The sequence below is a fragment of the Paraburkholderia caledonica NBRC 102488 genome, from assembly GCF_000685095.1.
Lineage (GTDB): Bacteria > Pseudomonadota > Gammaproteobacteria > Burkholderiales > Burkholderiaceae > Paraburkholderia > Paraburkholderia caledonica.
Map to the genome: position 1 here is coordinate 90,739 of NZ_BAYE01000014.1, position 12,038 is coordinate 102,776.

Below are 12,038 nucleotides of genomic sequence, written 5' to 3' on the forward strand. Positions count from 1 at the left end.
TCTTCGCCCGACGCACTGTTCCAATGAGATCAAATCGAGTCTGATAAAAACAAGGAGTTTCAATGCGGATTTCTTCATTTGTGCGTGGCGGCGTTGCCACGGCCGCAGCGGTGGCGGCTCTTTCGGCAACGGCCGCCGAATATCCGATCGGCAAGCAGCAGATTCAGGGCGGCATGGAAATTGGCGCAGTGTATCTGCAGCCGATCACGATGGAGCCGGAAGGCATGATGCGCAAGGCGTCGGACTCGGACATCCACCTCGAAGCGGACATCCACGCAGTCAAGAACAATCCGACAGGCTTCGCGGAAGGCGACTGGATGCCGTATCTGCAGGTGCGCTACGAACTGACGAAAGCCGGTTCAAAAGAGACGCAGAAGGGCGACATGATGGCGATGGTCGCCAACGACGGCCCGCACTACGGCGACAATGTGAAGCTGCAAGGCCCTGGCAAGTATCACCTGAAGATGATCGTCGAAGCGCCGATGCAAACCGGCCACATGGCGTTTGGTCGCCACGTCGACAAGGAAACCGGCGTGGGTCCGTGGTTCAAGCCGATCACGCTTGAATACGACTTTACGTTCGCCGGCATCGGCAAGAAGGGCGGGTACTGATCTCCACGATCGTCGCAACTCGTCACCTGGCAGTATGCGAGCAAGCTGTGACAGGTGAATGAATGCAGCAGGCGGCGCGCGGACTCCACGCCTCGCGCCGCGTTTTCTGGAAACGCCAATGAGAATCAACCGAAAGATCGCTGTGCTTGCCTCGTCGATTTTGCTGGCGGGCGCGGCCCATGCAGCCGATCTGCTCACGTTCAAGCTCGAAATGAACGACGGCAAGCTGAATCCGGCCCGCATCGAAGTGCCGGCGGGGCAGCGTATCAAGATCGAGGTGCGCAATACCGGCAAGGGCGCCGCTGAGTTCGAAAGCGTCCAGTTGCGCAAGGAAAAAGTCCTCGCGCCGGGCGCGGACTCTTTCGTCGTGATCGCTCCGCTGGAACCCGGCGAGTACAAGTTTTTCGACGATTTCCACCAGCAGGCGCAGGGCGTGATCGTCGCGAAGTAGCAGTGGTTTTTGAGGCGGGCGCGAAGGCCTCGGGCCGCTCGCGCTCGCAAGAGCAGTTGCAGAGCAGAAGGGAGTCCTTGATGGGTCAGATTCTATTCATCGTGTGGCGGGAAAGTGTCGAGGCATTGCTGGTCGTCGGCATCCTGTACGCGTGGCTGAAAAATGGCGACGACGATGCGCGCCGCGGTCTGCCGTACCTGTGGGGCGGCGTCGTGGCGGGCCTGATTGCAGCGGTGGCGCTCGGCGCGGCGCTCGTCGGCTTCACCGAGGTGCTCTCCGGCGACGCGCAGGACTATTTCCAGACCGCGATGGTGCTGGTTGCCTGCGTGCTGATCGTGCAAATGGTTCTGTGGATGAAGCAGCATGGCCGCTCGCTGAAACGCGACATGGAACGCTCGCTGCAACAGAGCCAGCGCGACTCCAACTGGTGGGGCGTGGCGGTGCTCGTGGCGCTCGCGATCGCCCGCGAAGGCAGCGAGACCGTGATTTTCCTGTACGGCCTCGGCTTCGGTCAGTCCGGTCACGTGGATACCAACCAGATGCTCGCGGTCGTGATCGGCCTCGCTCTCGCATTGCTCACGTTCTACGTTTTGCAACTGGGCGGCAAGTTCTTCTCGTGGCGGCTCTTTTTCCGCGTGACGGAAATCATGCTGCTGTTCCTCGGCGCGGGGCTCTTTCAAACGGGCGTCGATAAGCTGATCGACAAGGAATTCCTGCCGACCATCGTCGACCAGATGTGGAACACGTCGGCTGTGCTCGATGATTCGAGCACCTTCGGCTCGCTCGTCGCGACGCTCACCGGTTATCGCGCGCATCCCGCGCTGATGAATCTGATTGCGTACGCGGTGTACTGGGCGGTCGTCTATCTGCTGCTGCGCCGTGCCAACCGCAAGCCGGCGCAACAAACGGCAGGGCGTGCAGCATGAGTACGGTCATGACCCGCCCGGGGCGTCTCGCCGCGGCCGGGCAGTGGATGCAGCGTCACGGTTCCGCAATTCGCGGCATCCAGTGGGTCGTGGTGACGGTGTACGCGTTGCTGATCCTCGTTCCGGCTGTGATGCCATTGCCGGACGACAGCGCGCATTTGTGGAACAACCTGACGCTTGCGGCCCAATTCGTGTTCTGGGGTATCTGGTGGCCGTTCGTTCTGCTGTCGATGGTCATGCTCGGCCGCGTCTGGTGCGGCGTGCTGTGTCCCGAAGGCGCGCTCGCGGAATTCGCCAGCAAGCATGGTCGCGGCAAAGCGATTCCGCACTGGATGCGCTGGGGCGGCTGGCCTTTCGTCGCGTTCGGCATCACGACCATCTACGGTCAGATGGTGAGCGTCTACCAGTACCCGAAAGCGGTGCTGCTGGTGCTCGGCGGCTCGACGTTGGCGGCTATTGTCATCGGCCTGCTGTACGGGCGAGAGAAGCGCGTCTGGTGCAAATACCTGTGCCCGGTCAACGGGGTCTTTTCGCTTCTGGCGCGCCTCGCGCCGTTCCACTACAAGGTCGATGAAGACGCATGGCGCCGCTCGTACAAGAACGGCGAACACGGGCATCGGGTAATTCCGATCAATTGCGCACCGCTCGTGCCGTTGCGCAATATGAAGGGCGCGTCCGACTGCCATATGTGCGGCCGTTGCAGCGGCCACCGCGACGCCATTGCGCTCACGTGGCGCGTGCCGTCGTCCGAAGTCGTGCAGCTCGGCGACAAGCAGGCGAATGTGTGGGACACCGCGCTGATCCTGTACGGCCTGCTCGGTATCGCAATTGGCGCATTCCACTGGACGGCTTCGCGCTGGTTCATCGACCTGAAGATGTTCTTCGCCACGTGGCTCGTCGATCACGACATTACCTGGCCGCTCGATACGAACGCGCCGTGGTTCCTGTTCACGCATTACCCGGAACAGAACGACGTGTTCTCGTGGCTCGACGGCACGATGGTGATCGGCTATATCCTCGCGACGGCGCTCGTCTACGGCACTGCGCTGCTCGTTCTGATGACGGGCGCGACGCGCATGCTCGGGCGCTTTAGCGCCGTGCGTCTGCATCACCTGACGCAAGGGCTGATTCCGATTGCAGGCGCGGGCGTGTTCCTTGGTTTGTCGGCCACCACGCTGTCGCTGTTGCGTGCCGAGCATGTGCCGCTGTGGTGGGCTTCGGACCTGCGCATCGCGATTCTGGCGATTGCCAATCTCTGGAGCGCATGGCTCGCGTGGCTCGTCACGCGGCGCTACAGCGAGCGCTTCGTTCAACGCGGCCTCGCCATGCTGTGGTTTGCCGCTGCGCTCGCCGTCGTCGACAGCGCCTGGTGGCTGATGTTCTGGGGCTGGGCCTCGAAGTAGGCTGGAATTGGGCGACTACTCTGCTGGGCACTCGCGTGCCCGAACCGCCCGACACAAAAACAGAAGCCGTGTAGACGACGTCGTCTACACGGCTTTTTCATTGGCATGACGGTACACAGTATTTCGTGTCTGCATGGGCGGGAACCAAAAAAGCGGCCTGGCTGGCTGCGACGGCTGGCTTGGTGTCTGCACGAAGGGGTCTAGTTCTCACGTGCAAGCCGTCGTGGCTGGCTAATGCCCAACACCTCTCTGGGAGGTGGTCCCCACAATACCCGGTACTGAAATCTCGTTCGTCGTTACTTGGTCAGGATCAGCTTGCCCAAACGGGTGGCGCGCAGTTGATACGTTTCCCCGTTATGCAAAATGCTGATGTGACTATGTCCTTGTAGCAAAGCGTCGCTGCGCACCACCCGTTCGGCCGTTTCGCCGGCGCCGTTCGCACGCTCGGCAGCAGGCTTGGCGGCGGCCGTTGCCGATGCCGTCGCTGCCGAAGGCTTCGGGCGGCTGGTCAACGCGGCGGCCGGGCGGCGCAGGCTGAGCGTGGAGGTGCGAGTGGTATCGGTCATTCGTCTTTGCTGTTGTTCGATTCGATGGATGAATTCTAAATGATAACTATTCCTATTTACAAGAGGTAGAAATTCATCGATTGATACTTTCGATAGGCGCAGGCGGAATCGAGGCGGCACGCGTAGCGAGGGGTGGCGGAGGGCGCTGCGTGTTGCGCAGCGCCCTCCGGCGCCGTCCGGTAATGAATTACCCCGGCGGCGGGGCGGTGGAATGATAGACCCGAGGCAGGTTCCTCAATGCAACGAGCCCGGCTCCTGTTTAGCCTGCACATATTGACGAATCAGCCGCACCGTATCGATGTCGTTCTCGCGGTAAGCCGACTTGACGATCTCCTGCGTCTGCACGGCGTCCTGGTCGTCGGAAACGGGCAGCGTGGTCGCGTATTCGAAGCGCAGGAACAGTTGCAATTCATCCGGCTGTTCGATGGTCATCGTCAGCGAGCCGCCGACATAATCCGCTGTCGGCAGGATGTCGTAGCGCACGGCCTGGCTCTCGTGAAGCGTCACGCGATCGCGCACGGTGGCTTGGCCATAGTGCAATTCCCGCTCGATCGTATTGCCTTCGCGCGAGAGGATCGTGCAGCTGTCCAGTCCAATCACGAACAGTTGCGGCTGTTCGGCGCGCAGCACGAGACCTTCCCATAACTGCTCGCGGGTCATGGAGTCGACAAACGGATTCAACGGGTCGTTGATCTGGATAAGGTGTTCGAAATTCAAGACGACGGCATCCTATGAAAGCGTTGCAAGCGTTGCAGTAACGCGGCCCGGACAGCTTCGCGCGCGTGCCGGGCCGTTCCCCGCGTCACGCGACGGTCAGACCCGAGCGGATCGTGATGGAGCGCGTGAGGATCTTGTGAACTGGGCATGCATTAGCAATTTGCAAGAGCCGTTCCCGCTGTTCATCGGACAACTCGCCGAGCAGCGTGATTTTGCGGTCGATGGTCGAGGCCTCGTCGCCCTGTTCGATACCCAAGGTCACATGCACCTCTTCGAGCGGCCAGTCCTTGCGCTGCGCGTACATCTTGAGCGTGACCGACGTGCATGCGCCGAGGCTGGACAGCAGCAGCGAAACTGGAGTGGGGCCGCGATCGCCGCCGCCGAGCGATTCGGGTTCGTCGGCGAGCCACGTGTGCTTGCCGTCGTCGAGACGGACCTGGTAATTTGTCGAACCGATATGCGCGGTGACGGTGGCTTCTGCCATGCGGGCTCCTGAGCAGGACGGAAATCGCCGCGCGCGGCGGCTCGACGGCGTCAAGACGAGGGCGCGGCAGGAATTGCTATTGTGAACGAAGTCGGCGGCATTTGCGCCGCGAGTGCGCGCGGGTTCGCGGGAGGCGGCAAGCTGGGATCGCGCGCGGGTTAGCAGCTGTCTGGCACCACGCCCGCGCGCTCGGCAAGTTGCTCAGTGGGTGATCGAACCCATGCGGCCGGCCTGATAATCGACGACCGCCTGGCGGATTTCGTCTTCTGTATTCATGACGAACGGACCGTAGCGCACGACGGGTTCCTTCAACGGCACGCCGCCGAGCAGCAGTACCTCGAGCGGCTCGGCGCCGGCCGTGAGCGTCACCGAGTCGCCGTCGTTCTTGAACACGACCATCTTGCGCGGATCGACTTCCTGGCGTGCGTCGCCTTCGCCGTAAAAGCCTTTGCCCGACAGGCCGTATGCAAATACGCGATAGTCAGCCGGCACCGGCTGCCGGATCGTCGCGCCTGGCTGCAACGAAAAGTGCTGGTACAGAATCGGCGTGCGTGTTTCGACTGCGGCTTTCACGCCGAGCGCCTCGCCGGCGATCACCTTCACGCGGACCTTGCCGTCGGCCGAGGTCGCCACAGGAATTTCCGACGACGGCATCTCCTGATAGCGCGGCGCGATCATCTTGTCGCGGCGCGGCAGATTCACCCACAGCTGCAAGCCATGCACGCGTCCGCCTGTACGCACGAACGACGGGTCGGGCATCTCGCTATGCACGACGCCCGCGCCCGCGGTCATCCATTGCACGTCGCCGGCATGCAGGGTGCCGGAGTGGCCCGCCGAATCCTTGTGGCCGAACTGGCCTTCGAGCACATAGGTGACCGTTTCAAATCCGCGATGTGGATGGTCGGGCGCGCCCCTGGCCTCGCCGGGCGCGTAATCGACCGGTCCCATTTCGTCGAGCAGCAGGAACGGATCGAAGTCCATCAGCATGCGCGTGGGAAACGGGCGGTGGACGACGAAACCGCCACCTTCGGTCGTGCGAACGGCAGGATACGTGCGTTCGATCGTGCGTGTCGCGGTCATCAATGTCACCTCGAAAAATGGGGAATAGCGTGATTTTTGAAACATGGAGCTATTATAGGGACCGTTTTTTCGGGTGCCAGCCGCCGTCACGCAATGGATTGTTCTATTACTGGAACGATGAGATGAAGATCGATTCACACAATCTGAATGACCTGATGTATTTCTCGCAGGTCGTCGAACATGGCGGTTTTTCCGCCGCCGAACGCGTGCTGGGTATCTCCAAGTCGCGGCTGTCGCGCCGCTTGACGGAACTCGAAGCATCGCTCGGCGTGAGGCTGTTGCAGCGCTCGACACGCAAGCTCGCGCTCACAGAGGCGGGCCAACTTTTCTACCAGCATTGTCAGGCGATGTTGAGCGAGGCGCAGGCGGCCGTGAACGTCGTGCAGCAACTGCGTTCGTCGCCGCGCGGCACGGTGCGCGTCAGCGTGCCGGTCACCGTTTCGCAGACGATACTGTCGACCATCCTGCCGGAATTCATGCATCGCTATCCGGAAGTGCGCGTGGTCATGCGCGTGACCAACCGCGTGGTCGATCTGTTCGAAGATTCGATTGACGTCGCATTGCGCGTGCGTTCCGATCCTCCGGAAAACGCCAATATCGTCGTGCGTCCTCTGTGGCGCACGCAGCAGATGCTGGTCGGCGCGCCGAGTCTGTTGCAGCAGAACGCGCCGCCGCTGCAACCGGGAGATCTGTCGCGCTTCGAAACGCTCGACGTACCGACGGGCGACGGGCGACACGTCTATAACCTGATCGCGCCGGACGGCACGCGTCACGCACATGAACACGAGCCGCGTCTCGTGACCGCCGATCTGTTGACGATTCGCGAAGCCGTGCTCCGCGGTGTGGGTATCGCCGCGTTGCCCGAGATGATGTACGGCGCCGCGTTGCGCGCGGGCCAGTTGTCGCCGGTGATGCCTGGCTGGACTTTTCCGATGCCGCAGTTGTACGCCGTCTTCCTGTCGCGCCAGGGAATGGTGCCGGCCGTACGCGCTTTCGTCGACTATCTGGTCGAGATGCTCGATCCCGATGAAGGCAGGCACATCATGGGCGAATGTCCGGCGTCCGAAACGCGCCAGCAGCCTGTACCCGTGCGCGCGACGGCCGCTGTAGCGTCCTAGCAGATCGCAAGCTTCGCGGCATCGCTTTTAGCATTGAAGCGCGGGCTGTCATGAGTACTTTCAATGGCCGTTTGCTTGTGTGCGCAAGCTCATGGGGCTATATTGAAATCCCTTCGCTAAGGAGTCTCTTATGCGAAAACTCATGGCCGCTATCATAGCCGGCCTGATAGGGCTGACCGCGCTGTCCGTGTCGAGCACGGCTGTCGCATGCGGTGATTCGAGTCAACAGTCTTCGACTGATGGCAAATGATCCCGCCGCCCGAAGGCGCCGAGCGCGCACAAAAAAAGGCCTTCATCAAACGATGAAGGCCTTTTACTTTTCAGCCCTTGTTTCATGGGCTTTTCTTCGCTTCCGGGTATTGCCCACAACCGGGCCCGGCAAGGTCACTTGCCTTTAGGCTGCGTGACAAAACCGATTTTCGTCAGGCCACCGGCCTGCGCTGCGGACATCACCTGCGCGACCTTTTCGTAAGGCACTTTACGATCTGCATCGAGATGCAATTCGGGTTGCGGATTCGCCTGCGCGGCCTCTGCAATTTTCGCGCTCAGTTCGGCCTCGTCCACTTTCTTGTCGTTCCACAACACGTTACCGTCAGCGTCGACTGCGACCGTGACCTGCGCAGGCTTGGTGTCTTCCTTCTGACTGCTTGCATGCGGCAGATCGATTTTCACCGCATGACGGATCACCGGAATCGTGACCATGAAAACGATCAGGAGAACCAACATCACGTCGACGAGCGGCGTCATGTTGATTTCGTTCATCAGGCCGTCGTCATCGTCGCCGGCGAAGGGGCTCATTGCCATCTGTATGCCTCGTCGTTCAGTTGGCGCTTCAGTTGGCGCGAGTCGCGAGACGCAGGCCGTCGCCGCGCTTGGACGACGACAGGCGTGCGCCCGTCACGAAGAATGCGTGCAAGCCATGCGCGAAACGGCTCAGCTTGGCGACGATCGCCTTGTTGGCACGCGTCAGTGCGTTGTAGCCCAGCACGGCCGGAATTGCAACGAAGAGACCGAATGCGGTCATGATCAGCGCTTCGCCGACCGGGCCCGCCACCTGGTCGATCGACGACTGGCCGCTTGCGCCGATGGCCAGCAGCGCATGATAAATGCCCCACACCGTGCCGAAGAGACCCACGAACGGCGCCGTGCTGCCGATCGACGCCAGAATTGCGAGTCCGCTCTGCATGCGCGCAACGCTTTCGTCCATCGTGTCCTTCAAACAGCGCGTGACCCAATCAGACACGTCCATGCGGTCGTGCAGATGGGGCTGCGTCTGGTGATGATGATCGGCCGCTTCCTGGCCCGACAGCGCGAGCGCGAGGAACGGATTGTCATGCGGCGTCGACGATCCGGCGCCGAGCTTTTTCACGCCGTCAGCGAGATCGTCGGAATGCCAGAACGCCTGCTCGGCGTTCTTCGTGAGGCGGTTCAACCGCATCACGTTCCAGCCTTTGATGACGATCACGCTCCACGACATCACCGACATCACCAGCAGCGCGAGCGCGATGCCGCGCGTGACGAAATCCCCTTGCGCCCACACGTGCGCCAATCCGTAGTTTTGCATTGCAATTCCTTTTTTTGAAATCCGCTTCAATCTTCGAGATTGAAGTTGTATGGCTGGGTGTACGCGGCTCGAACGGGTTGGCCGTCCTCGAGATAGGGTTTGCACGCGCTCGAATGCGCGGCCGCTAGAGCGGCGTCGTCGAGCCGGCTGAAGCCGCTGCTTTTCTTCAACTCGATGTTCTCGAGCTTGCCGGTCAGGCCCACCACGAACTTGACATACGCGGTGCCGCTTTCGCCGCGACGGCGCGAGAGGGCCGGGTAGTCCGGCTTGGCAATGTTGCAGTCGAGGTGCGAGACATTTTTCGGCGCGGTGATTTCCATGGTCTGACGGCCGATTGCTGGCGCGGCCGGTGTCGGCGGCGCCACCGGAGCGGGCGGCGCGGCCGGCGTCGGTTCGGCGGCCGCCACGGGCGTTGGCGACGGCGCGGGCGACTCGTGCAGCGGCGTTGGCGTGGGCTTCGGGGCGGGCGTCGGCTTGGGCTGCACCTTCGGCCTGGTGCGAAGCGACGGCGCTGGCGTGGGCGGGGGCGGCGCGACGGATTGCATGGCGACCGGCGCGGCAACCGGCGCCGGCGGCAGCAACTGCGCGGTCATTACGCGCGACTCGATGGTTGCCTCGACCGGCTCGTGACGCAGCGTCAGGACGACGGCCAGCAGCGCGACGTGAACCGCCGCAACCATGGCGGTCGCCGTCAGGACACGGGAATTCATTCGGGGGGACGAAGCCGGCGCGGCACCGGCTGAAGCGGTATGCGAAGCCTGCATGTTAGCGTGGCGGCGCGCTGTCGAGGGAGCGCGGCTGACAAAACATCGTCATGTTCGGAAGATCACCAGCGAAATACACATTGTGGTCACGAAACCGATCAGCAATTCCATCTCGAACTCCATTAATGGGTGAGCGGGTCGCTGGCTGGCAGGGATACTGGCTTGCTGACGGCAGTGCGATTAGCTGAAAGCGCTGAATCGGCACCAGGAAACAGGGAGCATCGGCTAACGATACGGAGCAGGCACTCATACGTGCCTCACGTCCTCGTGCCAGGTTTCGAACGGTACGTTACGCCGCCTTGCGCTCGTAAAACATCATGGGCACAGCTTGCGGTTGATGCTCGAAGCCGCAGCGGCTTGCGCACACGCCGCTTTGCATCATCACGTCGCGCACCGAATCCGCGCACTTGCCGCAGCAGGACGCAACGCCAAGCTCGAATTGCAGCTCGTCGAACGAATCGACGCCTTCCGCGATCGAGGCACGGATCTTTCGGTCAGAAACAGACTTGCAGACACAGACAATCATGGCAGGGCGTCATAGCTAACGTTAATGCGAATTATTATCATTATGTTTGAGCCGTTTGGCAAGCGTCCTCCGCGGTTTTTTGTAACAAAACCAGACTCTTAGAAGGGTTTCGGCCATGCGAGCGGCTGCTGCTGAGGCGCGTCCGGCCGCGCCAGCGCGCATCGAAGCTGCGCATACAAGCGCCAGAAAGTCCCTGGAACGGGCGCCCGAGGAGACTGTCAGGCAGGCTGCGAGGACGGCGCAGTGCGGCGCGAAGGAATGAGCACGCGCTCGACCTGCGCGTCGATTTGCAGCAGGGTTGCGACAAGTTGCCGCAGATGGGTGCCGTCGCCGGTGGAATAGAAGCGGGGCGGCACGGCGTCCGCCGTTTGCGGCGCTGCGCGCACGCCGTGTTGTTCGAGCACGCGCTCCAACTGGCGTGCAATAGCCACGCTGGTGTCGATAAGGGCGAGCCGGTCGCCGACGATGTCGCGAATGGCGGCGTCGAAGAATGGATAGTGCGTGCAGCCAAGCACCAGCGTGTCGGCGCCCGCGTCCAGCATCGGCTGAAGATAGTCGCGCAACAGCGCGCGCAACTCCGCTGAACCGACGTCGCAGCGCTCGACGGCCTGCACGAGCCCGTGGCCGGGCTGGCATAGAAAGCGGCAATCCGCGGCGTAGCGTTCCAGCAGCGCCTGAAAGCGCGCGCTGCGTAGCGTAACTTGCGTGGCGAGCACGCCGGCGACTCGCGTTTTCGATTGCAGCGCGGCGGGCTTGATGCCCGGCTCGACGCCGACGAGCGGAATGGACAGTTTCTCGCGAACCAACGCGATGGACTGCGCGGTCGCCGTATTGCAGGCCACGACAAGCGCTTTCGCGCCCCGTTTGACGAGCCACTCGCCGATAGCGAGCGTGCGGTCGGCGATGAAGTCGTCGTCGCGCTCGCCATACGGCGCATAAAGCGAATCGGCAACGTAGAGCAACGTTTCGTCAGGCAACTGCGTCCGAACCGCTCGCAATACCGACAGCCCGCCGAGGCCCGAGTCGAAAATGCCGACGGGCGCCCGCGAATCCGCGCTCAGGGAGCCAATTGATGCGTTCGGAGACGACGATTGTTCGGGCATAAGCGATCGGGGCGGGCGGCGCGGCGTTCAGGAAAAGCAGGGGACAGCGAAGCGAGCAAGTATATCGCCAACGCGGCGCATGCTATCCCGAATGAGCCGGCACCTGCGCCAGCGCTTGAGCGTAGTACCCAGCGGAACCGCGCGATCCGCTCAGGACTCCACCGAGCCCATGGCGGTTTGCTGGTAGTTCTGAATGCCGACCTTGTCGATCAGGTCGAGTTGCGTTTCGAGCCAGTCGATGTGCTCTTCTGTGTCGTCGAGAATCTTCACGAAGATTTCACGCGAGATGAAATCGCGAACCGATTCGCAATAGGCAATGGCTTCCTTGCAGGTGCTCTGCGAGATCTGCTCGAGCTTCAAATCGCATTTGAGAATTTCTTTCGTTTCCTCGCCGATCAGCAGTTTGTGCAGATCTTGCAAGTTCGGCAGACCGTCGAGCATGAAAACGCGTTCGATCAGCCAGTCGGCATGCTTCATTTCGCCGATCGATTCATCGTATTCATGCTTGCCGAGTTTCTCGAGGCCCCAATGCTTATACATCCGCGCGTGCAGGAAATACTGGTTGATCGCGGTCAGCTCGTTTTTCAACTGCGCGTTGAGATACTCGATAACTTTCTTGTCGCCTTGCATGATCTTTCCTTTTTCGGGGAACTTCAATTTTCCAACAACAATAAACGCCATGCCTTAAAAAGCCAAGAGAACAGAACATCTTTCGACGTCGGTTC

15 protein-coding genes are annotated in these 12,038 nt (G+C 61.6%); 5 read left to right on the forward strand and 10 right to left on the reverse strand.

Annotation, left to right across the window (positions count from 1 at the left end):
* Positions 1-62 precede the first annotated feature (62 nt).
* The 4 genes from BCA01S_RS24865 (at position 63) to BCA01S_RS24880 (ending at position 3,391) form a co-directional block, all read left to right on the forward strand.
* Positions 63-611 (forward strand): iron transporter, encoded by a 549-nt coding sequence (locus BCA01S_RS24865; protein ID WP_027779243.1) that lies wholly within the window; start codon positions 63-65, stop codon positions 609-611.
* Between the two features lie 118 nt (positions 612-729).
* A complete protein-coding gene (locus BCA01S_RS24870) occupies positions 730-1,062 on the forward strand; it encodes a cupredoxin domain-containing protein (protein ID WP_027779244.1) in 333 nt (110 codons plus the stop codon).
* A gap of 80 nt (positions 1,063-1,142) precedes the next feature.
* Entirely contained in the window at positions 1,143-1,988 is an 846-nt protein-coding gene (locus BCA01S_RS24875; RefSeq protein ID WP_027779245.1) for an FTR1 family iron permease, read from the forward strand.
* On the forward strand, positions 1,985-3,391 hold the full coding sequence (locus tag BCA01S_RS24880; RefSeq protein ID WP_027779246.1) for a 4Fe-4S binding protein: 1,407 nt from the start codon (positions 1,985-1,987) through the stop codon (positions 3,389-3,391). Before BCA01S_RS24875 ends, BCA01S_RS24880 begins: the two co-directional genes overlap by 4 nt.
* Before the next feature lie 296 nt (positions 3,392-3,687).
* Here BCA01S_RS24880 and hemP read toward each other — a convergent pair whose 3' ends face one another.
* From hemP to BCA01S_RS24905, 4 genes are all read right to left on the reverse strand, one after another.
* Entirely contained in the window at positions 3,688-3,957 is a 270-nt protein-coding gene (gene hemP, locus BCA01S_RS24885; RefSeq protein WP_027779247.1) for a hemin uptake protein HemP, read from the reverse strand.
* Positions 3,958-4,191: 234 nt separating this feature from the next.
* Positions 4,192-4,674: an SRPBCC family protein gene (locus BCA01S_RS24890; RefSeq protein WP_020069979.1), complete on the reverse strand. Its 483-nt coding sequence runs from the start codon at positions 4,672-4,674 to the stop codon at positions 4,192-4,194.
* An 85-nt stretch (positions 4,675-4,759) separates the two neighbouring features.
* Positions 4,760-5,158 carry an OsmC family protein gene (locus BCA01S_RS24895; RefSeq protein ID WP_027779248.1) on the reverse strand — a complete coding sequence of 133 codons (399 nt, stop codon included), beginning with the start codon at positions 5,156-5,158 and terminating at the stop codon, positions 4,760-4,762.
* A 201-nt stretch (positions 5,159-5,359) separates the two neighbouring features.
* On the reverse strand, positions 5,360-6,238 hold the full coding sequence (locus BCA01S_RS24905; RefSeq protein WP_027779249.1) for a pirin family protein: 879 nt from the start codon (positions 6,236-6,238) through the stop codon (positions 5,360-5,362).
* A 122-nt stretch (positions 6,239-6,360) separates the two neighbouring features.
* Between BCA01S_RS24905 and BCA01S_RS24910 the strand changes: the two genes are divergently transcribed.
* Positions 6,361-7,356 (forward strand): LysR family transcriptional regulator, encoded by a 996-nt coding sequence (locus BCA01S_RS24910; RefSeq protein ID WP_027779250.1) that lies wholly within the window; start codon positions 6,361-6,363, stop codon positions 7,354-7,356.
* A 384-nt stretch (positions 7,357-7,740) separates the two neighbouring features.
* On the opposite strand, the gene BCA01S_RS24920 is transcribed toward BCA01S_RS24910, so the two are convergent.
* From BCA01S_RS24920 to bfr, 6 genes are all read right to left on the reverse strand, one after another.
* Positions 7,741-8,160: an ExbD/TolR family protein gene (locus tag BCA01S_RS24920; protein ID WP_020069974.1), complete on the reverse strand. Its 420-nt coding sequence runs from the start codon at positions 8,158-8,160 to the stop codon at positions 7,741-7,743.
* A 28-nt stretch (positions 8,161-8,188) separates the two neighbouring features.
* Positions 8,189-8,920: a MotA/TolQ/ExbB proton channel family protein gene (locus tag BCA01S_RS24925; RefSeq protein WP_027779251.1), complete on the reverse strand. Its 732-nt coding sequence runs from the start codon at positions 8,918-8,920 to the stop codon at positions 8,189-8,191.
* A gap of 26 nt (positions 8,921-8,946) precedes the next feature.
* The gene (locus BCA01S_RS24930) at positions 8,947-9,684 is read right to left on the reverse strand and encodes an energy transducer TonB (RefSeq protein ID WP_027779252.1); all 738 of its coding nucleotides are present in this window, start codon (positions 9,682-9,684) and stop codon (positions 8,947-8,949) included.
* 289 nt (positions 9,685-9,973) lie between these two features.
* Positions 9,974-10,210 (reverse strand): (2Fe-2S)-binding protein, encoded by a 237-nt coding sequence (locus BCA01S_RS24935; protein WP_020069971.1) that lies wholly within the window; start codon positions 10,208-10,210, stop codon positions 9,974-9,976.
* Between the two features lie 218 nt (positions 10,211-10,428).
* Entirely contained in the window at positions 10,429-11,313 is an 885-nt protein-coding gene (murI, locus tag BCA01S_RS24940) for a glutamate racemase (RefSeq protein WP_027779253.1), read from the reverse strand.
* 150 nt (positions 11,314-11,463) lie between these two features.
* Positions 11,464-11,943, reverse strand: a complete 480-nt coding sequence (gene bfr, locus BCA01S_RS24945; protein ID WP_027779254.1) for a bacterioferritin — start codon at positions 11,941-11,943, stop codon at positions 11,464-11,466.
* Positions 11,944-12,038: the final 95 nt, after the last annotated feature.